Here is a 24,001-nt window from a genome sequence, read left to right as displayed (position 1 = left end):
CAATAATAAACATTGAATATTATAAAAAATTCGCTTATATCTATTTCAATTATGTTTTTACAGAGAGCCATTAAACTCATGAATATTTCAAAGATTGATTTAAACCTACTTATTTATCTAGATGTTTTACTCAGAGAAAAAAATGTTACCCGTGCGGCTAACCAGCTTAATATTACCCAGCCCGCAATGAGTAATGGCTTGAAGCGTTTACGCAATTTGTTTAATGATCCAATTTTAGTACGCACTTCTGACGGTATGGTACCAACAGAAAGAGCAAGAACCTTAGCACCGACCATTAGAAAGATATTGCTTGAATTAGAAGAAGCACTACAAGGCGAAGAAGAGTTTAATGAGAAAAATAGTTCACGTGTTTTTCGCATTATGGCAAGTGATTATGCCGCTTCAACCCTATTGCCTGAATTGTTAAAGTTACTTAACAAAACGGCGCCAAATGTTACGATTGATATAATGACACCAAGTGATGTTACCTTTCATGATGTTGAAGCAGGTAAAATAGATATGGCTATTAACCGTTTTGATGAATTACCACAATCGTTTCATCAAAAGTCTATTTGGCGTGATTCCTTTTCATGCTTGCTCAGTGCTGCCAACCCCATGGTTGATAAGTTTAATTTAAACGCTTACTTAGCATCTAAACATGTGTGGGTATCAAAAACAGGTTTTGGTGTTGGTGTTGGAATGAACCCGGATGATGTACAAAAACTTGGCTGGGTGGATGAATCACTAGCAAAAATAGGTAAACAACGTGACATTAAAGTTTTCACACGAAATTACCATGTAGCCATGCAATTGGCTCATGAAGATAACTTAATCGCGACATTACCAACCAAAGCAGCCATGCTCCATAAAAATGATAATAGTTACATCATCATCAAACCACCGTTTGAGATCCCTGAAATGGAGTTGAAAATGATCTGGAGCCCATTACTACATCATGACACAAGTCATATTTGGTTTAGGCAATTAGTCATTGAAGCTGCTAGACAAGTACAAATAACTGAATAATTAAAAGCGGTACTAGGGTCTGTTGAACTTTCGCGGTTAAATTTTGTTCGCCTTTTTTAAAGAAAGTAAAGCGTTTTAATCGCGGCGAGTAGTATGTAGCCTAGTCATTCTAAGCAAATACTACTCAACAATGAGTAAAATGCTTTTAGCCGAATCCTTCGGACAGCGTTTGTTGGTCATTTTTACGGCGTTATCGCCTTTTTATGTGACGCTACATGGATGTAGCTTATAAGACAATGCAGGAGCATATTGTCCTGAACAACCATTCTCTTCAATCAATGCCTTGCCTTGCCTAAAGGCGTTTCTAATTCCAGCTGAATCATACATCTTCAAGTGGAACGGGTATATATAGCTCAGTAGTCTTTTCAATACTGAAGTAATTTCCTATTTTACTGCCATTTTTCAGCTATCAACAAACCTCATCATAAAAGAAAGGCATAATTAAAAAACCAACATTCACAAAATTAATAGTAGGTATTAATTTACCGCTATTGCTAGTTATACCTATTCTGAATAGGATGACAATATATACCCGTGTTACTTCAAAATGCAGGATTCAGTTGGAATTAGAAACGTCTTTAGGCAAGGCATTGATTGAAGATAATAGTTGTTCTATTGTCGAAATAAATAACGCTGAATAAAACGTTTCTAAACCAACCCTACGGGGATGTCTGAGTAAATCATGCTCTTCGTTGCATCTGTTTTTAAGGGAATAACCCTTAATAAAAAGATGCGCCTTGATCATGAATCGCTCAGGCATCCTGAAACACGCATTTTGAGGTATCACGGGTATATAATTATTTCATTCTAGCAATGAAGAATTTCATCAAGCTTTTATCAAAGTACGTTACATCCAAAAAAGCAAGGCAAGTGAGGAAAATATGACCCAAACAATTCAATTAGCAGGCTTAACCATAAATCAAAATCTACATGATTTTATTGAAAATGAAGCCCTGCCAAATACCGGCATAACATCAGCACATTTTTGGCAAAGCTTTGCCAAAATCATTAACGACCTATCGGGTGAAAACGCACAGTTACTTGCTAAACGAGATGACTTACAAACACAAATAGATACTTGGCACAAAAATAATTTTGGCGATAAGTTTAGCTTTGACAACTACAAAAAATTCTTAACTGATATCGGCTACCTAGCACCTGTAGTAGATGATTTCTCTATCAGTACAGAAAATGTAGATGCCGAACTAGCGACCATTGCAGGTCCTCAGCTCGTTGTGCCTATTATGAATGCTCGCTTTGCCTTAAATGCAGTAAACGCGCGTTGGGGTAGCTTATATGACGCTCTTTATGGCACTGACGTTATCAGCAGTGAAAATGGTGCAGAGAAAGCTGGTAGTTATAATCCCATACGCGGCGCAAAAGTTATTAGTTATGCTAAAGAATTTTTAGACCAAGCCATTCCATTAGTTAAAGGTAGCCATCAAGACGCTGTTGCCTACCATTTGAACGAACAGAAATTAATGGTGAGTTTAGCCAATGGTGAACAAAGCTCGTTAAAAGAAAGTAGTGCTTTTATTGGTTTTACTGGCACTATCAATCAGCCAAATACTTTAGCTTTTAAACATAATGGTTTACACCTGGAGCTAGTATTTGATGCAAACAGTGTTATCGGAAAATCAGAACCGTCGACGTTAAGTGACATACTGCTTGAATCAGCACTTACCACTATAATGGATTGTGAAGATTCTGTGGCAGCCGTTGATGGTGAAGATAAAGTAGTAGCCTACCGTAATTGGTTAGGATTAATGCAAGGTACTTTGACAGAAGAAATTCATAAAAACGGCCAAGTATTCACCCGTAAAATGAATGAAGACCGCAGCTATCAATCATTATCAGGCGATTCAGTACAGCTTAAAGGTCGTAGTTTGATGTTCGTGCGAAATGTTGGTCACCTTATGACTAATAATGCCATTATTGACGGTCAAGGACGTGAAGTTCCTGAAGGAATAATGGATGCAGTGATTACTTCTCTACTTGCCCTACATGATTTAAAAGGTAATGGTGAGCTAAGCAACAGCAACGAAGCATCAATATATATTGTTAAACCAAAAATGCACGGCCCTGATGAAGTACAGTTTGCTGATACTTTATTTGCCCGTGTTGAAGATTCATTATCACTGCCACGTAATACTATTAAAATGGGTATTATGGATGAAGAACGCCGTACCAGTGTTAATTTAAAAAATTGTATCCATGCAGCAAAAGAGAGAGTTGTATTCATTAACACCGGATTTTTGGACAGAACTGGTGATGAAATTCATACTTCTATGGCCGCTGGCCCAATGGCACGCAAAGCGGATATCAAGTTAACACCTTGGATTGGCGCCTACGAAAATAACAATGTAGATGTTGGCCTAGCTTGTGGATTTAGTCAAAAAGCTCAAATTGGTAAAGGTATGTGGCCTATTCCAGATCAAATGGCTAACATGATCGCAACCAAAATTAATCATGTAGAAGCGGGAGCAAATACTGCTTGGGTTCCATCACCAACCGCAGCAACACTACACGCATTGCATTACCATCGCATTGATGTATTTGCACTACAAAAAGACTTAATGCAACGAGAAAGCGCTAATTTAGATGACATCTTAACAATTCCATTAGCAACAGATACCAACTGGAGTGACACGGAAATAACAGAAGAACTAGATAATAACGCTCAAGGAATTTTAGGTTACGTTGTCCGTTGGGTAGACCAAGGTATTGGCTGTTCTAAAGTACCAGATATCAATGATGTCGGGTTAATGGAAGATAGAGCAACCCTACGTATTTCTAGTCAACATATGGCTAACTGGCTACATCACGGCATTTGCAGCCAAGAGCAAGTACAAGCAAGCCTGGAAAAAATGGCTAAAATTGTTGATGGTCAAAATGCAAGTGACCCAAGCTATCAAGCGATGAGTGATGACTTTGATAATAGCATTGCCTTTAAAGCAGCCTCTGCTTTAGTGTTTTCTGGTGCAGAACAACCCAGTGGTTACACTGAGCCATTATTACATCAATGTAGATTAGATAAAAAACAAGAGCTTGCTAACAATAAATAGCATATCTTCGTATAGTTTATTTACATAACACTAACTTATGTAAAAACAATGAAAGCAAATGATAAATAACCTTGTTATTGTCATTTGCTTTTTTTATTTCTGACGCCCTTTACTTCTAACGCATATTATATAGGCAAAACCTAAGTCAAATTGTCATACCTATGAAACTTTTACTGGTAATATCGGTCTTATTTGAAGAGTAATTATGAAGCTAAAGATCTAGAATAGGAGAGCTATTATGAAACAACTACTATCACTATTGTTAATAATTATGGTTGCTATCATGTCTTGGTCTAGTTGTGCCAAAAATAAAGTAATTAACATTACTACCATTTATAGCTTATCTTATCCTATAGCGCCTTCTTCGTTATTAGCACCAACTTTGACAGCACTAGAAACGAACGAAAGCTTAAACTTTTCTCAAGCTAAAGTTGTGAGTGAAAAAAATCGTTTTTTTGAACTATCAATTGTTTTTAATGAAAACCTACAACAGATAATTTCATTTTTTACCCGCTCAAATGATGAAAAAATCTACGCTAAGAATAATAGTTTCCCTTCATATACCCGTGATACCTTGCCTCTAAACCTTTGATTTTCGCTAAGTGGTGAATTCATTAATTCAAGCTATTATCTATTGGCTCAATGAAGCTTTACTAACAACATCTGCTAATGACATAAACGTTGCTTCACGCATACTCGTTTTGCGCCATACAATACCTATATCTCTATATACTTCGCCTTTCATCGGCTCAATTAGCAACCCTTCTAACTTACCAACCCCTTTATTTACTGCCATTTCGGGTAAAAAAGTAACACCGTGATGAAATGCTGTCATTTGAACTAACGTCGCTAAACTTGAAGCCGAAAAGCTATTAATAAGACTCGCATCTGCTAGTTTGCATGCTGATACTGCATGTTCAGTTAAACAATGTTCTTCATTGAGTAGAAAAACACTTTTTTCTGGTAAACTTTGATAGTCTAAAGACGCTTGAAAACGATTCACTAACGTTTTATCACCAGCAATATAGAAATCATCTTGCCCTAATTTTTTAGAAAAGAAGTTATTTTTTGGAATAGGAAAAGCAACTATTGCACAATCAATTTCGCCTTGTTCCAACTGAAAGAGTAAATTATCAGTAGTATCTTCTCGTAGATATAACTCAATATTTGGTAGGTCCTTTTGACAAGCTTGTACTAAATCGGTGAGTATAAATGGCGCAATCGTTGGAATACACCCAAGATTAACACTTCCACTATTATAACAACCTTGTTGTTGGGCAAATGTAGTGAATTCATTTGCATTAAGTAAAAGTTTTTGTGCAAGTGCCACTACTTGTTTTCCATGGCTTGTAAAAATAAAACGCTTATGCTCTCGCTCAAGTAACTGACAACATAGCTGCTGTTCTAATTTTAAAATTGCGCTACTTAATGTTGATTGGCTAACAAAACAGGCCTCTGCAGCCTTGTTGAAGTGCTGATATTTATCAAGTGCCAACAAGTAGTTTAAGTGCTTTAAGTTAGGTAATTTATTATTGAATGTGCTACTGCTCATAGAGTATCGACTTTTTAGATTAAGAGCTCGGTAATGTAGTAATAATTTAAATCAAGATGTCTTTAAAATCAAAGGAAAATACGATAAGGTTACGCAGAGTTTATTATTATAACAACTAACGGGGAAAACTATGTCACAAGCTGCTGCACGCCATTTATTGGTAGACACTGAAGAACAGTGCTTAGCATTAAAAGCTGAAATAGAAGACGGAAAAGATTTTGCCGAAGTAGCCAAAGAACACTCAAACTGCCCTTCAAAAGCGCAAGGCGGTGATTTAGGTACATTTGGTCCTGGTCAAATGGTTCCAGAATTTGATAAAGTGGTATTTTCTGCACCACTTAATGAAGTGCAAGGTCCAGTAAAAACTCAGTTTGGTTATCATTTACTCGAAGTAACTGCGCGGGATTAAAGGTTAAGAGAGCCTTACTTAAGTAATATAATTTAAGTTACATAGTTTAAGATACAAATAATAAAAAAGAAAAGCCGCAACAAACGTTGCGGCTTTTTTATATTTGTAGAGAAAGCTTTTATCTAGGTAAAAGTCGCCTGCATCATCCAGAAGAACAATATGGACAGCCCTGCACCAATTGGTAAAGTTATCACCCAAGATACAACAATGTTACGTACTACGCCTAAGTTAATAGCAGCAATACCACGAGCCATGCCTACACCCAACACAGCACCAACTAAGGTTTGTGTGGTTGAAATAGGTAAACCTGCACCTGAGGCGATAACAACAGTACAAGCAGCAGCTAATTCAGCAGCAAAACCACGACTTGGTGTTAAATGAGTAATACCCTGACCAATAGTGGCCATCACTTTATGACCAAAAATAGCCAAGCCAGCAACAATACCAAAACCACCTAGTGGTAATATCCACCAAGCAATAGTAGATTTCGCCGCTATTTGTCCACCGTTATCAACAATACTAACAACCGCAGCAAGTGGGCCAATCGCGTTAGCAACATCGTTTGAGCCATGAGCAAATGCCATACAACAAGCCGTTACTATCATTAACACGGCAAATACTTTTTCTACATTGGCATAATGCGTTTTAAGTGCTGCTGACTCATCAAACTTAAGGCGATTAATAAACACCTTACCGATAATAGCAACCAAAACTGCAGTGATGACCGAGTATATAAAGCCATCGGCGGTACCAATGTGTAAATCTATATGCTTAAGACCCTTTTTGATAGTAACCAACGCCAGTACAAAACCCGCTAAAAACATATATAACGGTACCCACCGTTTCGCTTGTTGTAATGGTTTATCCGTATCAAAAATAAGTTTTTGCGCACTATTAAATATAATAAAAGCAATAACGCCAGAAATCACTGGCGTAATAACCCAACTACCAACAATACCAGTAACTTTGCTCCATTCCACAGCATCAGGACTTACGCCAACAGCAGCAAAACCAACAATGGCACCAACAATTGAATGGGTAGTAGACACTGGCCAACCTAGTGCCGATGCAATAAGCAACCAAGTAGCAGCAGCAAATAATGCTGAAATCATACCAAAAACAAGTAATTCAGGTGATTCAATAAAGAAACTGGCATCAATAATGCCTTTACGAATGGTTGAAGTAACTTCACCGCCTGCTAAATAAGCACCAGCAAATTCAAATATCATGGCGATAATAATCGCTTGCTTGATAGTCAGCGCTTTTGAACCAACAGAAGTACCCATAGCATTGGCTACATCATTGGCACCAATGCCCCACGCCATAAACAAGCCAACAACAGCAGCAATAATAACTAATGTAGTTCCAGAATTAAGTAAAATTTCCATCAGTTAACCCCTACTTTCTAGCAAGAAGTATTTCTAAACGTGCGCCAACACGTTCAGCTAGATCGGCTAAGTCGCCAACCCAATCAATTATTTGATATAAGAACATTACATCAACCGGATTTAATTCACGTTCTAAAGCAAGTAAATCTTTGCGCAAAGCAATTTGCATGTCATCAGTATCGTCTTCTATTTCATCTAATTGGTTGATCATTTTTTCAACCAAAACTACTTCTCGGCCACGAAAGCCTGTTTCTAACAAGTCATCTAATTCGTTGATTGCTTCGGCAGCTTTTTCGGTCGCATCAATACAACGCTCTAAATATTTTGAAAATTGATCTTGTAAACTAGTCGGTATTTCTAATTTACGACCTAAAACACGCCCTGCAATATCTTTTGCACGATTGGCTATTTTATCCTGTTGAGTAAGCAACTCGAGTAAATCAGCCCTGTCTACAGGCATAAACAACCCACCGGGTAGCTCTAAACGTAGTTGACGCTTTAATGAGTCAGCATCTTGTTCTAATTTGGATAATTTACGACGAACTTTAGCCGCTTCACTCCAATTTTGCTCATAACAAGCTGTAAAGAAAGGAATAAGTTGATTGCTACATTTAACAACCAATTTGATATGTTTTTCTAATGGTTTAATTGGTGACTTTGCAAATACACCTATTATTGAATTTCTGGCCATAATGGTTTCCAGTTTATTATTTTTCAGGGCGGATAATAACGTATTTATCTAGTAATGTTAACTTTACTAGGTAAGTTCCCCTAGGATGTTGAATTTTATCGGCTAGAATTATATGACAGTTATATGACAGTTTTATTACAAAGGAAACACGGTGATAAAAATGAGCAGCGAGTAGCGAGTATATCTATTCATAAATAACGCTAATCCCGTGATTTAATAATAAAATTTAGCCCTCAACCCACAAGTTTATGGGCTATACATCATTTTAAAGTTTCTCACCTTATAATAGAGAAAATAGCCGTTGATTGATTGTATAATGAATTAACTAACGGCCTTTTTCGAATTTAAAGTAAATAACAAAAAATAGAAAATTAATCGTATTTAGGTTCAACACCATCGATAGTAATGCCTGCCAACCCGCCAGTACCACTTTGATCATTACTTCTTAATTTAATCATCAATCGTAAGTCATTAGGTGAATCAGCATGATGAATAGCATCGGCATAAGTAATTAAGCCTTGTTGGTATACATTAAAGAGTGCTTGGTCAAAGGTTTGCATACCTAACTCATTCGATTTTTGCATCACGTCTTTAATACTACCTATCTCACCTTTTTTAATCAGCTCTGCAATGTATGGTGAATTTAACAAGACTTCTATAACAGCAACACGACCATTACCATCCCTAGTTGGCACTAATTGCTGCGCAATAATACCACGCAGATTCAACGCTAAATCAAACAATAATTTTCCATGTTGATTAGCTGGAACTAAATGCATAATACGGTCAATCGCTTGGTTTGCATTATTAGCATGTAAAGTAGCAATACATAAATGCCCTGTTTCGGCAAAGCTTAATGCATACTCCATCGTTTCTTGGCTACGAATTTCACCAATTAAAATAACATCAGGTGCTTGTCGCAATGAGCTTTTAAGTGCAGCATCAAATGATTCAGTGTCTAAACCGACTTCCCGCTGAGTGATCATACACTTTGCATGCTCATGAACAAATTCCACCGGATCTTCAATGGTTAGAATGTGCCCACGAGAATTCCGATTTCGATAACCTATCAAAGACGCCATCGAAGTTGATTTACCCGTACCCGTACCACCAACAAAGAGCAGTAAACCTCGCTTTGACATCACAACATCTTTAAGTATCGGTGGTAAACCTAATTCCTCAAGATCAGGAATATCTGTAACAATACGACGGATAACCATACCGGCCATATCTCGCTGCCAAAAGGCTGAGATCCGAAAGCGGCCTATGCCATCAATCGATATTGCAAAATTACACTCTTTTTCTTCATCAAATTGACGAATCTGTTTTTCGTTCATTGCATTATGAACTAAGCCTAACGACTCTTCCGCTGACAATACATGCTCAGTGATCGGACGTAATTCGCCATTAATTTTTGCGCTAACGGCTAACTTTGCCGTAACAAACATATCAGATGCCTCGGCACTCACCATTTTTTCTAATAGCTGATGAAAATTCATTGGGTATTCCTGTTCTTATAGTTCTAAAATGTATTATACCAATTGTTATTAAAAGCTTTTAAATTGGTTTTTATCTACCGCTTTTTCCATCGCTGCACCCTTAGTGATCATGCCGCGATTAACCAGATTTTGTAAGCATTGATCCATTGTTTGCATACCATTAGACATACCTGTTTGAATGGCTGAATACATTTGGGCAATTTTATCCTCACGAATTAAATTACGAATAGCGGGTGTTCCAATCATAATTTCATGGGAAGCAACTCGACCACCACCTACTTTCTTAATCAAGGTTTGAGAAATAACCGCGCGAAGAGATTCTGATAACATAGAGCGCACCATGGATTTTTCCGCGGCTGGAAATACATCAATAATACGGTCAATGGTTTTAGGAGCTGAGGTTGTATGTAGTGTTCCGAACACTAAATGGCCGGTTTCTGCTGCTGTCATCGCAAGTCGGATAGTTTCTAGATCACGCATCTCGCCCACTAAAATAACATCTGGATCTTCACGTAAAGCTGAACGTAATGCGGCGGAAAAACTTAACGTATCTCGGTGCACTTCTCGTTGATTAATTAAACATTGCTTATTTTCATGCACAAATTCAATAGGATCTTCAATGGTTAAAATGTGATCATTCTTAGAATCATTAATATAATCAACCATTGCCGCTAAGGTGGTTGATTTACCAGAGCCTGTAGGGCCTGTTACCAAAACTAAGCCACGCGGTGTGTCCGAAATGTCACGAAAAATATCAGGACAACCCAAATCATCTAACGATAAAATCTTGCTTGGAATAGTACGAAATACAGCAGCAGGACCTCTGTTTTGGTTAAAAGCATTCACCCTAAAACGTGCTAAGTTTGGTACTTCAAAAGAAAAATCCACTTCTAAGTTTTCTTCATATTCTTTACGTTGGCGATCATTCATAATATCGTAAACTAAGGCGTTGACATCTTTAGCATCAAAAGCAGGGATATTCAATTTACGCACATCACCATCGACTCGAATCAATGGTGGTGAACCCGTTGATAAATGTAAATCTGACGCTTCATGCTGCACACTAAATGCGAGTAGTTCGGTAATATCCATAAAAAATCCTCGGTTTATCTGTTAAAGTACTGTTTGTTAAAAATATATCTATCAACATTATTTACATAAAAAAACATGAACAAAATTAAAGAAAATATAAAAAAAATTCAACTACAAATTGATCAAGCTTGCCAAGCTACTGATGATACTCACAATCAAGAAAGTAAGGTTTTCTCCAATAATAGACAAAATCATGTCACTTTGCTCGCGGTTAGTAAAACCAAACCAGCATCGGCAGTAGAACAAGCTTATCTGGCTGGACAACGTAATTTTGGTGAAAACTATTTACAAGAAGCTGTTGAAAAAATAGCTCATCTATCACATTTACCAGAGCTTTGCTGGCACTTTATCGGTCCTATACAATCTAATAAAACTAAGCAAATTGCGAAAAATTTCACTTGGGTTCATAGTGTTGATAGGGCTAAAGTTGCCATACGCTTAAATGCACACTTTACTGAGTACTTAAGTGAGACACGCCATTCAAATTATTGTCAAGATACCGCGCTAAACATCTGTTTACAAGTCAATATTAGTGAAGAACCATCAAAATCAGGCATCATGGCTAGTGAACTATTTTCTTTAGCTGAAGTTGTTGATAATTGTGATAAACTCACCTTACGAGGCTTAATGGCTATTCCTGAAAAAAATACCGGTGTAGCAAGTTACGAAAAAATGCAGCACTTGTTTAATAAATTACAAGCCCAATATCCAACAGTAGATACACTCTCAATGGGTATGTCGAATGATTTAAGTACAGCGATAACCCATGGTTCAACTATGGTAAGAATCGGTAGAGCCATCTTTGGAGAAAGAGATTAATACCATCAAGACCAGTAAACGTATAATTTAGGACAACAATACTTATGAAAAAAATAGCGTTCATCGGCGCAGGTAATATGGCACGCGCGATTATTATTGGGCTTATCAACTCAGGCGTAGCAGCAAAAAACATTATCGTTGCTAACCCCTCACCAGAAAAAAGAGTCATGCTCGCAAGTGAATTTGGCGTGCAACAAACCAATGATAATATTGAAGCCGCAAAATTTGCTGATATTATCGTGCTTAGTGTTAAGCCACATTTTATCTGTGATGTTTGTCAACAACTAAGCAATGCACTAGATATTACCAATAAATTGTTCGTTTCTGTTGCCGCTGGTACAACGGTTGCTCAAATTCAACAAGCATTAAACAAACCAGTAGCGCTAGTACGGGTTATGCCTAATACACCGGCACAACTAGGCTTAGGAATGAGTGGTATGTTTGCTTCAAAAGAAGTAAACAGAGAACAAAAAGCGGCAAGTGATAAGTTAATGTCTGCTGTTGGTAAAGTTATCTGGTTAGAAACTGAAGATAAAATTAACGATATTATCGCGATTGCTGGCTCGGCACCTGCCTATTTCTTCCTCTTTATGGAAGCCATGGAAAAACAAGCCCAAACCTTAGGTTTTAACGCCCAAGAAAGTAGAATGTTAGTACAGCAAACGGCGCTTGGCGCCGCCCAAATGGTTGAGCATAATACCGCTGCTATTAGCACCTTAAGAGAAAATGTTACCTCAAAAGGTGGAACTACCTTTGCAGCTCTAGAACAGTTTAGAAAAGATGGCCTAGAGAGAGTCGTGAGTAATGCAATGAATGCAGCCATTGCTAGAGCCGAAGAGATGGCAAAGGGTAATTAAAAATTTCGAGTTGAAAACACAAATTACACAAATAAGTGTAAAAACAATTAAACCATAGATAGTCTGTTTAAATACAAGCGCGATGCACTGAGTTAATTTCAGTCCATGAGTCATTGATTAAAAGCCGTAGTTGAGCAAATTATCGAAGATAAATTTTATTTAGGATAAAAAATGGAAGCAGTAATCTACTTACTTCGATTCGTATTTGATGCGTTTTTAATGATTTTGATCATGCGTTTTTGGCTACAATGGGTTAAAGCTGATTTTTATAATCCACTCAGCCAATTTATCGTTAAAGTAAGCAATCCCTTGGTAGTACCTTTACGTAGAGTTATTCCCGGCCTAGGTGGTTTAGACATGGCAACCCTTGTTGTTGCTTATATAATAGCTACATTGAAGTTTTTTACCTTGGCGGCATTAGCAGGTGAAAGCTTAGGCCCTTTGGCTTTTTACATAGGCCTATTAGTATTGTTGAAACAAGCAGGGTTTCTACTCTTTGTGATTATGATCATCATGGCTCTCATGAGTTGGGTAGTGCATGGCTACAACGCAACCTTAATGATTTTTAATCAATTAACCGAACCATTTTTGAACCCTATTAGACGCATTATTCCTAATTTAGGCGGATTAGACTTATCCATGATTGTTGCTTTTTTAGCCCTGAATGTAATTAACATTCTACTTTCGAATTCTTTACCTTATTGGAGCGCATTATAACTAATAAAGTGTTTGTATTTTGAACTACAGACACATTTTTTCAGGTCTGTTCTATAATAGGTATATAGACCTTATCAAAATCAATGAATCAGGAGAGCCACATGAAGAATTCAATAATGAAACTTTTGCTAGCGATCACTATCAGCTTTTTTGCTATCAGTCACGCTAACGCTGAAAACATGAAAAAACTTGGCTCAATGGATGTACATTATATGGCTATTGGCTCAACTTTTTTTACGCCAGAAATAGCGAAGGTTTATGGTATTACCCGTAGCCGATATAATGGTCTTATTAATATTTCAGTACTCGATAATACCAAAGCAGGACATCCCGCTAAATCAGTCAGTATTAGTGGAAAAGCAAAAAATAATTTAGGCCAATTTAAAGCGTTAGAATTTACCGAAGTAAAAGAAGGTGATGCCATTTATTATTTAGCACAAATTAAATATGGCAACGAAGAAACAATGCATTTCACCTTATCCATCAATGATGGAAAAGAGCAGCAAATATTAAAGTTTTCTCAAAAATTTTATGTAGATTAACGAATAACTTCGAGTTTCGAGTTTCGAGTTTCGAGTTTCGAGTTTCGAGTTTCGAGTTTCGAGTTTCGAGTTTCGAGCAGCCTAGTGGCAGATAACATTGTCTGCTACTATTAAAAAATAATTTTTACAATCACTAAATAATATACGTTATTATTGCTGTCATTATCTTTTAAGAAAAAGTATCTACATTTCATGTCAAAAATAGTTTTAGCCACAGGTAATCAAGGCAAAGTTAAAGAATTAGCAAGTTTACTCGCTACACACCAATTAGAAATTGTTCCTCAAAGTGATTTTAATGTACCTGATGTCGCTGAAACTGGCACCACATTTGTTGAAAATGCCATTATCAAAGCGCGCCATGCGGCAAAAATTACCGGCTTACCAACCATCGCTGATGATTCAGGCTTAGAAGTTGATGCATTAAATGGTGCACCCGGTGTTTATTCTGCCCGCTATGCCAGTGATATTACTGAAAACCCCAGTGATGATGACAACACCAACAAATTACTAAACGCGCTAAAAGATACGCCAGATGAACAACGCAGTGCACGTTTTCATTGCGTATTAGTTTATATGCAGCACGAAAATGATCCTACCCCCATTATTTGTCATGGTGTGTGGCAAGGAAGTATTAGCCGAACAAAACAAGGTGATCAAGGTTTTGGTTATGATCCTATTTTTTGGCAGAGTGACTTACAACTGTCTTCAGCACAACTACCACGTGAACTTAAAAATAAATTAAGCCATCGCGGCCAAGCCTTAGCAAAACTAGTTAAAAAGTTAACAACAGCGTAGTAATAAAAGCATTATCATGAAGACTAAATTACTGACTACACCACCCCTGTCACTCTACATTCATATACCTTGGTGTGTAGAAAAATGCCCTTATTGTGATTTTAATTCTCATGCATTGAAGTCTCAAGTACCCGAGCAAGACTATGTTAAAGCCTTAATCGCTGATTTGGATGCTGATATCGCTCGCTTTGATTTATCTCAACGACCATTGCATTCCATTTTTATTGGTGGTGGTACGCCAAGTTTATTTTCCGCACAGGCAATTAAAAGCTTACTAGATCAAGTTTTATCTCGCTTTAAGCAAAACTCATCACAAGATAATTATTCTCATAGTAATACTTCACAAGAAAGTAATATCGAAATTACCTTGGAAGCAAATCCTGGCACTGTGGAAGCGGATAAATTTATCGGCTTTGCCAAAGCGGGAGTTACCCGTTTATCTATTGGCGTGCAGAGTTTTGAATCGGATAAATTACTGAAATTAGGTAGAATTCATAACGTTAGTCAGGCAAAATTCGCCGCTCAACTCGCCCATGAATCTGGCGTAAAAAGTTTTAACTTAGATTTAATGCATGGCTTGCCAAATCAAACCTTAGATAATGCCTTAGATGATTTAAAAACTGCCATCAATTTAAAACCTGATCACCTCTCTTGGTATCAACTTACCATTGAACCAAATACAGCTTTTCATTCTAAGCCACCCAAATTACCGCAAGATGAAGTGTTATGGGACATTCAAGATCAGGGCTTTAAATTACTGAGTGATGCTGGTTATCAACAATATGAAATATCCGCATTTCGCCGAGTAAAAGATGATGAAGCAGATGATAAACAATGCCAACATAACCTTAATTACTGGCGCTTTGGCGACTACCTTGGCATAGGCTGTGGCGCACATGGAAAGATTACTGATCCCAAAAATGGCGTTATTCAGCGTACTGTGAAAGTTAAACATCCAAAAGGCTATCTTGATCCAAATCGTGCGCCATTAGATCACCTAAAGACGGTGACAAATGATGAGTTGCCTTTTGAATATATGATGAATCAACTTAGGTTGTTTTCTAGCTTTACTTTAGTAGAGTATCAACAGCGTACAGGGTTAGCTGCCAGCACAGTATTACCAACACTTCAACAAGCACAAAATAAAAAGATGATGACTTGTACCGATACTCTATCTATAGAAGGCAAGTGGCAAGTCACGCTACTTGGTCATCGATATTTAAATGATTTACTGGAGCTTTTTCTCTAATGACTTTAGATTGTGAAGACAGTGAAAATACTAATAAATATTTCATGCAGCAGGCATTTAAGCTAGCGCAACAGGCTGAACAAAATGATGAGATCCCTGTTGGTGCAGTCGTTGTCTATCAAGGAAAAATAATTGGTGAAGGCTATAATCAATCGATTATGCTTAACGATCCTTCAGCCCACGCAGAAATGATCGCTATTCGCCAAGCTGGAAAGTATCTTAATAACTACCGTCTGATTGATTGTACTTTGTATGTTACGTTAGAACCCTGCCCCATGTGTGCAGGCTTGTTGGTACATAGCCGTATAAAAAAACTTGTTTATGCAAGCCCCGATCTAAAAACAGGCGCAGCGGGTAGTACTTTTAACCTAGTGTGTAATGAACAGCTAAATCATCAAATAGACGTTACTGGTGGCGTATTGCAAACTCAATGCAGCCAGCTGTTATCTGCTTTTTTTAAGCGTCGTCGAGCAGAGAAAAAGCAACAAAGAAAATCAATAGACATGCCTAAAGGCTAATGGATAGAGCACTTTATCTTAGCTGTGTATTAAACCCTTCGACTGCTTCGCGCTCAGGGCGAACGGGGCCATAGATCAAGACTAACGAGATCAGGGAGTATGCTCCAGTTTGTATTTATACTCTGCCGATTATGCTGAGCAGGTGAGAAACGAGCCGTCCGTCGAAGTATTGATACGCTGCCGTTTATGCTGAGCAGGTGAGAAACGAGCCGTCCGTCGAAGTATTGATACTCTGCCGATTATGCTGAGCAGGTGAGAAACGAGCCGTCCGTCGAAGTATTAATTATTTGTGGTTCATTAAGCTCTGTAACGATTTGATTAAAATAAAACTGTCGACGAGTATTTATTTTATGATGTTGTATTTTTAGCTGTTTTCTACGCGCACTGGCTGATATTTGCCTTCTTATTTTCATTTGGTTCTCTTTATTTTGTTATATTTAATCATTTCAAAACCATTATTATCTTTGAATATGACATTACTATGACAAGATAAAAAATAACCAAAGTATTCTACAACTTACTCTGTTGACTCCACTATTTCAGCTGCGACAACTTCGGGTGTGGCAACTTCGGGTGCGACAACTGCCTCAGCAGCCTCTGTTGCTTTAGCATCTAACCACGTTAGCGTATCGTAATAGCGGCGAATATTTTCCACATAATGTACCGGCTCTTTTCCACGAGCGTAACCATATTTGGTTTTTTTATAATATTTTTTTTGTTGCAATAATGGTAAACGTGTTTTTACTTCAACCCAACGATCAGGATCGCCACCTTGTTGCTGTGTAATGATCCTTGCATCATTTAAGTGACCAAAGCCAACATTATAAGAAGCCAGTGCAAACCACATTCTGTCAGGGCTAGGGATTCTATCTGGCATTTTATTTATCATACGCTTAAAATACTTGCTGCCACCACGAATGCTTTGCTCCGCATCTAATCGGCTTTTTATACCCATTTGTTTAGCCGTACTAAGGGTCAACATCATCATGCCACGCACACCTGTATGAGAACGAGCATGTGGTCGCCAATGAGATTCTTGGTAACTAATTGCCGCTAATAAACGCCAATCAATTTCTTGCGCGTATTTTTCAAATAAAGGTTGATACTTAGGTAGCTTGGTCGAAACGGCCTTAATAAAAGTACGCGTTTCAACATAATCAAACTGTTCAATATGACCATAATATTTGTCATCCAGTGCTAACAGTGTGCCGTTATGATGTACTTGTCCAAAAAATTCGATCAAACTAGCTAAAATAGCATCATCACCATTTTTATCCACCATCCAAGCCAATGGCTCAGCTTTTTTTATGGTAAATCCGACACTTATTTCTGGATAATAACGACGATTAACCGCCAAAGCGTTACTATCGACAATAGTATAATCAATTTCTTCATTCAATATTTTTAATAATAATTCTTCACTGTCAAATTCTGATGTTTCTAACCAGTTAAGTTCTGTATGTTCTTGCTTAAGTATTTCTAATTTTTCCACATGACTTGAGCTCGCCGTGACCATTAGTTTACCGGTAAGGTCACTCAGCTTTCTTGGTCTCACTTTTCCTTGTTTAAAAACTAATTTTTGACTAACTTGCTCATAACTTGGTGCAAAACGAAAGCGAGATAAGCGCTTATCTGTTATCGACAAACCTGCAGCAAGAAAATCTACTTCACCCGTATTGAGTTTAAAAAACAATTCATCAAGGGAATAGCTAGGTACTATTTTCAAATCAACATTTAGATATTCAGCATATTTTTTTGCCAAATCATATTCAAAACCAGCATAACCATCTGCTTGAACATAATAGCTGTTAGGCCCAAATAAAGTGCCAACACTGACATAACCTCGTTCAATAATACGGGTAAAACTTGCTGATTTCGTCTGCTCATTACAAGAAAAAAGCAATGGCATTAACAAGAAAATGAATAGTACTTTCTTGTTAATTTTTTGGGACAAGTTATTAAAAGGTGAATATTTCATAGGCTTAATTGTGTCGTGTATTGGTGTGTTAGCCAAGTACTTTTTTTTCAGACGGTGTTTTAATGATTTTCTGAATTTTTAACGCTTACTAAAAGGCAAGAATTAAACTATAATACGCGCGAAATTTTTAGCTCTTGTGTCGAACGCAGAACTGAATAACAACCTTACATAAAACTTGGTGATTAATCCTATGACGATGTTGATAAAAAACCTTCGTGGCGCTCCAGCACTTTCTGACTTTAGAATAAATAAACTATTGGCTCAGTGTGCACAATTACAACTACCTGTAACTGAAATATATGCTGAATTTGCCCACTTTGCTCAACTTAATGATGAGCTAGCCACTATTGAAGCAAAGGTTTTACAACAGCTACTAACTTATGGTCCGACAATTGAAGAGCATGAGCCTCAAGGACAATTTTACTTAGTAACTCCTCGTCCGGGTACAATATCGCCATGGTCATCTAAATCAACTGACATTGCACATAACTGTGGTTTGGCTAAAGTAGAACGTTTAGAGCGCGGCATGGCTTACTATGTAAGTATTGAAGATGGCGTAAAATTAAGCGCAGAACAAGAACAGCTGCTTATCAGCTTATTACATGATCGCATGATGGAAAGCGTATTCACTGACTTCGCTGATGCCGATAAATTATTTGTTAGCGCTGAGCCGGGTGAATTAACCGCGATTGATATTGAAAACGGCGGCAAAAATGCCCTAACACAAGCTAACATTGAACTAGGTTTAGCGCTTGCCGACGATGAAGTAAATTACTTATTTGAAAACTTTACCAAGTTAGGCCGTAATCCACACGACATTGAGCTTTACATGTTCGCCCAAGCTAACTCAGAGCATTGTCGTCATAAAATATTTAATGCCGACTGGACTATTGATGGCGAAAAACAGCCTAAATCCTTATTTAAAATGATCCGTAATACTCATGAAGTTAACCCTGATTTTGTACTGAGTGCTTATAAAGATAACGCCGCGGTTATGGTGGGTAATAAAGGCGGTCGCTTCTTCCCAAACCCAGAAACGAATGTCTATGGTTACAACCATGAAGACATTCAAATATTAATGAAGGTAGAAACCCACAATCACCCTACGGCTATATCACCTTACCCTGGCGCTGCAACGGGTAGTGGCGGCGAAATACGTGATGAAGGTGCGACGGGTATTGGCTCAAAACCTAAAGCAGGTTTAGTTGGTTTTTCAGTCTCTAATTTACGTATTCCTGAGTTTGAACAACCATGGGAAACTGATTTTGGTAAACCAAGCCGCATTGTTTCAGCATTAGATATAATGATGGAAGGCCCCTTAGGCGGCGCAGCATTTAACAACGAGTTTGGTCGCCCTGCTATTTTAGGTTATTTCCGTACTTATGAAGAACAAGTTAACTCTTTCAACGGCACTGAAGTACGTGGTTATCACAAACCTATTATGCTTGCTGGCGGTTTAGGTAATATTCGTGATGAACATGTACAAAAACGCGAAATTATCGTTGGCGCTAACTTAATCGCCCTTGGTGGCCCTGCCATGAATATCGGTTTAGGCGGCGGCGCAGCATCATCAATGGCATCAGGACAATCAGCAGAAAGTTTAGATTTTGCTTCTGTGCAACGTGAAAACCCTGAAATGGAACGTCGTTGCCAAGAAGTTATCGATAAGTGTTGGCAGCTAGGAGAAGAAAACCCAATTGCCTTCATTCATGATGTGGGTGCAGGTGGTTTATCTAATGCTTTCCCAGAGTTAGTTTCTGATGGCGGCCGTGGTGGTGTTTTCGAACTTCGTAATGTACCTAATGATGAACGCAGCATGGCGCCTCATGAAATATGGTGTAATGAATCTCAAGAACGTTATGTTATTGCCGTATCAGACAAAAACTTAGCGACTTTTGAACAAATATGTCAACGCGAACGTGCGCCATTTTCTGTGGTAGGTAGAGCAACCGAAGAAGCGCAATTAACCGTGACTGATTCACACTTTGCTGGCAACGACAAATTAGACACGCCGATTGATTTACCGCTTGACGTGTTACTAGGCAAAACCCCTAAAATATTCAAAGACGTACAAAGTGCTACAGCCACTGGTGATGAATTAGACGTTAGTAAAATTAAGTTAGAAGATGCTGCTAACCGCATTTTAAGTTTACCAACGGTTGCCGAGAAAACTTTCCTTATTACCATTGGCGATCGAAGCGTAACTGGTATGGTTAATCGTGACCAAATGGTTGGCCCTTGGCAAGTACCTGTAGCAGATTGTGGTGTTACCGCGTCTGCTCTTGACTCTTATCACGGTGAGGCAATGTCATTAGGTGAACGTACGCCTGTTGCCCTACTAAACTTTGGCGCGTCAGCGCGTTTAGCGGTAGCTGAATCATTAATGAACATTGCTGGTACTGATATTGCTGGTTCTGACGGTGATAGGTTAAACCGTATTAAGCTTTCAGCTAACTGGATGTCTCCTGCTGGTCACCCTGGTGAAGATGCAGGCCTTTACGAAGCCGTTAAAGCCATTGGCGAAGAATTATGCCCGGCATTGGGTTTAACTATTCCAGTAGGTAAAGACTCAATGTCAATGAAGACTAAATGGCAAGATAAGGGTGAAGATAAAAGCGTCACCTCACCTATGTCATTAATTATCACCGCTTTTGGTGTTGTTGAAGATATCCGCAAAACGGTTACCCCTGAATTAAGAACCGATCAAGGTGAAACGTTATTAGTGGCCATTGATTTATCAAAAGGACAAAACCGTTTAGGTGGCTCATGTTTAGCGCAAGTTTATAAACAACTTGGCAATGAAACACCCGATGTTGATAGCCCTGAAACGTTGAAAGGTTTCTTCAATGCGATGCAAGCGTTAGTTCGTGATGAAAAGCTTATTGCTTATCACGATATTTCAGATGGTGGTTTATTCACTACCGTTTGTGAGATGGCATTTGCGGGTCGCACCGGTATTGATATTGATATCAGTAAACTTAGCGGTGATAACGTTTCAGTATTATTCAATGAAGAGCTAGGCGCGGTAATACAAATTAGTGAAAGCGATGTTGATGCTATTCACGCGGTGCTAGCTGAACACGGTATTGAAGATTGCTGCACTGACCTTGGTCGTATCAACAATGAAGACACTATTCGCTTTACTCGTGATGAAACCATTATTCTAGAAAACTCTCGTACTTATTACCGTACTACCTGGGCACAAACCACCTATAAAATGCAATCATTGCGTGACAACCCAGCCTGTGCGCAAGAAGAACATGATGTGAAGTTTGACACTGAAGACCCAGGTTTACAGGCCGATTTAAGTTTTGATATTAACGAAGATATTGTTGCTGATTTAATTGCTAAAGATGCACAAAACGGGACTAACCCGAGTATTGCTATTTTACGTGAGCAGGGTGTTAACTCTCATGTTGAAATGGCAGCGGCATTTGATCGCGCTGGTTTTGTTGCCATTGATGTACACATGTCAGACATATTAGCTGGCCGTACTGATTTAGCTGATTTTAACGGCTTAGTTGCTTGTGGTGGTTTTTCATACGGTGATGTTTTAGGTGCTGGTGAGGGGTGGGCGAAGTCAATTTTATTCAATCCTAATGCTAAAGCCATGTTTAAAGCTTTCTTTGAACGTGAAGATACCTTTTCATTAGGCATATGTAATGGCTGTCAGATGATGTCTAACCTAAAAGAGATCATTCCAGGAAGTGATGCATGGCCACGCTTTGTACAAAATAAATCAGAGCGCTTTGAAGCACGTTTTTCATTAGTTGAAATTCAAGAAAGCCCTTCAGTATTATTTAAAGGCATGGCTGGCTCAGTAATGCCAATAGCGGTTTCTCACGGTGAAGGACGCACCGAATTTAGTGGTGATGAAGCCATTGATGCTGCCAATAATTCTGGTACGGTATCAATGCGCTATGTTAACAACTATGGCGATGTTACTGAAACCTACCCGGCTAATCCAAATGGCTCAGTTGACGGAATAACTTCGTTAACGACCACTGATGGCCGTGTTACCATTATGATGCCGCATCCTGAACGTGTATTTCGCACAGTTGCTAACTCATGGCACCCTGATAGTTGGGGTGAAGATTCACCTTGGGTGCGCATGTTCCGTAACGCGCGTAAATTTATCGGCTAACCTTTTTGCTAGTAGCCCTTACTTCTTCGTCAGAAATACTCATTGACTAGCGTCAACTCCGTCTTTCTTTCTTGAATTAAGAGCAACTACCTTCAAGGTAATCATAAATTCAAACCGACAACTTTCTCTTTGGAAATTGTCGGTTTTTTATTGCTTTTAAAACAAAGATAAATTCTGTTAAAGTGATTCCACTTTAATAGTAATACGAATAAAGAATTATGAAAGATCATGACTGCTCACCATTAACTGGCTATATTGAATACCCGCCAGCAGAAATGCTTGAGCGCTCAGCGCAATTTTATCAAGAAATAAAACGTCGTCATTCCATTCGCAGCTTTAGTAATAAAGCCGTAGACAAAGCCGTTATTGAAAATTGCCTAAAAGCTGCAGGAACAGCACCAAGTGGTGCTAATCATCAACCTTGGCATTTTGTTGCCGTAAGTTCGGCTGATATAAAAAAACAAATTAGAGAGCAAGCTGAACATCATGAACGTGGTTTTTATGAAGGGCGTGCAGGAAAAGAGTGGCTTGATGCCTTAAAAGAGTTAGGTACAGATGCAAACAAACCGTACCTAGAGCATGCGCCATGGCTAATTGCTATTTTTAGTCAGAAAAAAGGCGGTATAAGTGAAGAAGATAAAAACACCAATTACTATGTGCATGAATCGGTTGGTATAGCGACAGGATTTTTAATCAACGCCTTGCATAACGCAGGTTTAGCAACCTTAACGCACACACCAAAGCCGATGTCGTTTTTAAATAAAGTGTGTAATAGGGGTGATAACGAACGTGCTTACATGCTATTAATTGCTGGCTACCCAGCAGATGATGCAACCATACCTTCGCATGCTCAAGTAAAAAAGCCGCTAAACGATATAGCGACTTTTTTGTGATCTGCGACTGAGCAACTAATTAACCTAATAGTTTTCCTAAAACATCAGTTAACATTTGTTTTGCTTGTTGCCCTTGTTCGGTGTCTAAGTAGCTTTGAGCACTAGAAATAAAGTTATTAATCATTTCTGGCTTCAAACCTAACGCTTCAAATTGTTTTTTTACATCATTCATAGACTTTAATGAGTCACTGTATTCTGATGCTTTATCAAGTAATCCTCCCATGCTTTCACTAGAGTCTGAACTAAGTTTACTAATATCTGGCATTTGACTAACTAACTCATCAACTTCAGGAATTAACTTGGCAAGCTGACTAAACTGTTCCGTTGAAACGTTATTTTTAACATAGTTTAAAATAGCTCCCATACCAGCCGATGCTTGGTCAGTGTTAATCTTTAATGCGCTAGTTAACATATCAACTAAACCATCTGTACTTGGCATCGCTAAAGTTTCTGCGTCAACGTTTTGCTGCTTAGCTTCAACATCCACGCTTTGTTCCTTAGCTTCGCCTAAGCCAACTAAGTTTTTCAGGCTATCAAGCCAGCTTTTTTCTTCTGCCAGTACAGAAGTACTCAATGTTGAAATAGTTAGCAACACAATCAGTTTTTTCATAGGGAATCCGTAGTTTTCTTCAGTTATTATTTAGTGAAGGCGAGTGTACAACATTTTACATAATGGTATGCAGTCCTTTAACTATACAGAGAAGAAATACCGAACCAAACTTACGTATTTTCCTTTTTGATAGTTGCTATATTGATCTTTGCACGAC

At 38.2% G+C, this 24,001-nt stretch carries 20 protein-coding genes; 13 read left to right on the top strand and 7 right to left on the bottom strand.

Going from position 1 to position 24,001, the window contains the following annotated elements; all coding sequences use genetic code 11:
- The first annotated feature begins 78 nt into the window (after positions 1 to 78).
- The 3 genes from DWA31_RS08815 to DWA31_RS08800 all read left to right on the top strand — a co-directional run bounded on the left by DWA31_RS08815 (position 79) and on the right by DWA31_RS08800 (position 4,683).
- Positions 79 to 1,026: a LysR family transcriptional regulator gene (locus DWA31_RS08815; protein ID WP_114326226.1), complete on the top strand. Its 948-nt coding sequence runs from the start codon at positions 79 to 81 to the stop codon at positions 1,024 to 1,026.
- Positions 1,027 to 1,907: 881 nt separating this feature from the next.
- A complete protein-coding gene (locus DWA31_RS08805; RefSeq protein ID WP_114326224.1) occupies positions 1,908 to 4,091 on the top strand; it encodes a malate synthase G in 2,184 nt (727 codons plus the stop codon).
- A gap of 238 nt (positions 4,092 to 4,329) precedes the next feature.
- Complete coding sequence (locus DWA31_RS08800) at positions 4,330 to 4,683, top strand: hypothetical protein (protein WP_114326223.1); 354 nt, start codon at positions 4,330 to 4,332, stop codon at positions 4,681 to 4,683.
- Positions 4,684 to 4,722: 39 nt separating this feature from the next.
- On the opposite strand, the gene DWA31_RS08795 is transcribed toward DWA31_RS08800, so the two are convergent.
- On the bottom strand, positions 4,723 to 5,643 hold the full coding sequence (locus DWA31_RS08795) for a hydrogen peroxide-inducible genes activator (protein WP_114326222.1): 921 nt from the start codon (positions 5,641 to 5,643) through the stop codon (positions 4,723 to 4,725).
- A 130-nt stretch (positions 5,644 to 5,773) separates the two neighbouring features.
- On the opposite strand from DWA31_RS08795, the gene DWA31_RS08790 reads away from it, so the two are divergent.
- Positions 5,774 to 6,052: a peptidylprolyl isomerase gene (locus DWA31_RS08790; RefSeq protein ID WP_114326221.1), complete on the top strand. Its 279-nt coding sequence runs from the start codon at positions 5,774 to 5,776 to the stop codon at positions 6,050 to 6,052.
- Positions 6,053 to 6,174: 122 nt separating this feature from the next.
- Here DWA31_RS08790 and DWA31_RS08785 read toward each other — a convergent pair whose 3' ends face one another.
- From DWA31_RS08785 to DWA31_RS08770, 4 genes are all read right to left on the bottom strand, one after another.
- Entirely contained in the window at positions 6,175 to 7,440 is a 1,266-nt protein-coding gene (locus tag DWA31_RS08785) for an inorganic phosphate transporter (protein WP_114326220.1), read from the bottom strand.
- A gap of 10 nt (positions 7,441 to 7,450) precedes the next feature.
- Positions 7,451 to 8,131 carry a TIGR00153 family protein gene (locus DWA31_RS08780; RefSeq protein ID WP_114326219.1) on the bottom strand — a complete coding sequence of 227 codons (681 nt, stop codon included), beginning with the start codon at positions 8,129 to 8,131 and terminating at the stop codon, positions 7,451 to 7,453.
- Positions 8,132 to 8,502: 371 nt separating this feature from the next.
- Positions 8,503 to 9,630, bottom strand: coding sequence for a PilT/PilU family type 4a pilus ATPase (locus DWA31_RS08775; protein ID WP_114326218.1), 1,128 nt, complete (start codon positions 9,628 to 9,630; stop codon positions 8,503 to 8,505).
- A 48-nt stretch (positions 9,631 to 9,678) separates the two neighbouring features.
- Entirely contained in the window at positions 9,679 to 10,722 is a 1,044-nt protein-coding gene (locus DWA31_RS08770) for a type IV pilus twitching motility protein PilT (protein WP_114326217.1), read from the bottom strand.
- 75 nt (positions 10,723 to 10,797) lie between these two features.
- On the opposite strand from DWA31_RS08770, the gene DWA31_RS08765 reads away from it, so the two are divergent.
- From DWA31_RS08765 to tadA, 7 genes are all read left to right on the top strand, one after another.
- Positions 10,798 to 11,541, top strand: a complete 744-nt coding sequence (locus DWA31_RS08765; RefSeq protein WP_114326216.1) for a YggS family pyridoxal phosphate-dependent enzyme — start codon at positions 10,798 to 10,800, stop codon at positions 11,539 to 11,541.
- Positions 11,542 to 11,585: 44 nt separating this feature from the next.
- Positions 11,586 to 12,398 (top strand): pyrroline-5-carboxylate reductase, encoded by an 813-nt coding sequence (proC, locus tag DWA31_RS08760; RefSeq protein ID WP_114326215.1) that lies wholly within the window; start codon positions 11,586 to 11,588, stop codon positions 12,396 to 12,398.
- Between the two features lie 171 nt (positions 12,399 to 12,569).
- On the top strand, positions 12,570 to 13,115 hold the full coding sequence (locus DWA31_RS08755) for a YggT family protein (RefSeq protein ID WP_114326214.1): 546 nt from the start codon (positions 12,570 to 12,572) through the stop codon (positions 13,113 to 13,115).
- 101 nt (positions 13,116 to 13,216) lie between these two features.
- Complete coding sequence (locus tag DWA31_RS08750) at positions 13,217 to 13,657, top strand: DUF4426 domain-containing protein (RefSeq protein ID WP_114326213.1); 441 nt, start codon at positions 13,217 to 13,219, stop codon at positions 13,655 to 13,657.
- Positions 13,658 to 13,849: 192 nt separating this feature from the next.
- On the top strand, positions 13,850 to 14,452 hold the full coding sequence (gene rdgB, locus DWA31_RS08745; protein WP_114326212.1) for an RdgB/HAM1 family non-canonical purine NTP pyrophosphatase: 603 nt from the start codon (positions 13,850 to 13,852) through the stop codon (positions 14,450 to 14,452).
- Positions 14,453 to 14,468: 16 nt separating this feature from the next.
- Positions 14,469 to 15,701: a radical SAM family heme chaperone HemW gene (gene hemW, locus DWA31_RS08740; protein ID WP_114326211.1), complete on the top strand. Its 1,233-nt coding sequence runs from the start codon at positions 14,469 to 14,471 to the stop codon at positions 15,699 to 15,701.
- Positions 15,701 to 16,219: a tRNA adenosine(34) deaminase TadA gene (tadA, locus tag DWA31_RS08735; protein WP_114326210.1), complete on the top strand. Its 519-nt coding sequence runs from the start codon at positions 15,701 to 15,703 to the stop codon at positions 16,217 to 16,219. Before hemW ends, tadA begins: the two co-directional genes overlap by 1 nt.
- 517 nt (positions 16,220 to 16,736) lie before the next feature.
- Here the strand turns inward: tadA and mltF are convergent.
- On the bottom strand, positions 16,737 to 18,197 hold the full coding sequence (mltF, locus tag DWA31_RS08730) for a membrane-bound lytic murein transglycosylase MltF (protein WP_114326209.1): 1,461 nt from the start codon (positions 18,195 to 18,197) through the stop codon (positions 16,737 to 16,739).
- Positions 18,198 to 18,393: 196 nt separating this feature from the next.
- Here mltF and purL point away from each other — a divergent pair, with 196 nt between their 5' ends.
- Together purL and DWA31_RS08720 are read left to right on the top strand one after the other, a co-directional pair.
- Positions 18,394 to 22,341 (top strand): phosphoribosylformylglycinamidine synthase, encoded by a 3,948-nt coding sequence (purL, locus tag DWA31_RS08725; protein WP_114326252.1) that lies wholly within the window; start codon positions 18,394 to 18,396, stop codon positions 22,339 to 22,341.
- A 218-nt stretch (positions 22,342 to 22,559) separates the two neighbouring features.
- Entirely contained in the window at positions 22,560 to 23,234 is a 675-nt protein-coding gene (locus DWA31_RS08720; RefSeq protein ID WP_114326208.1) for a nitroreductase family protein, read from the top strand.
- 19 nt (positions 23,235 to 23,253) lie between these two features.
- Here the strand turns inward: DWA31_RS08720 and DWA31_RS08715 are convergent, their stop codons facing one another.
- The gene (locus tag DWA31_RS08715) at positions 23,254 to 23,844 is read right to left on the bottom strand and encodes a DUF2780 domain-containing protein (protein ID WP_114326207.1); all 591 of its coding nucleotides are present in this window, start codon (positions 23,842 to 23,844) and stop codon (positions 23,254 to 23,256) included.
- Positions 23,845 to 24,001 lie beyond the last annotated feature (157 nt).

Source organism: Candidatus Colwellia aromaticivorans, assembly GCF_003333305.1.
Taxonomy (GTDB): Bacteria; Pseudomonadota; Gammaproteobacteria; order Enterobacterales; family Alteromonadaceae; genus Colwellia; species Colwellia aromaticivorans.
The sequence above is the reverse complement of the archived record's forward strand: the minus strand, read 5'-3'. Positions and strand labels throughout refer to the sequence as shown.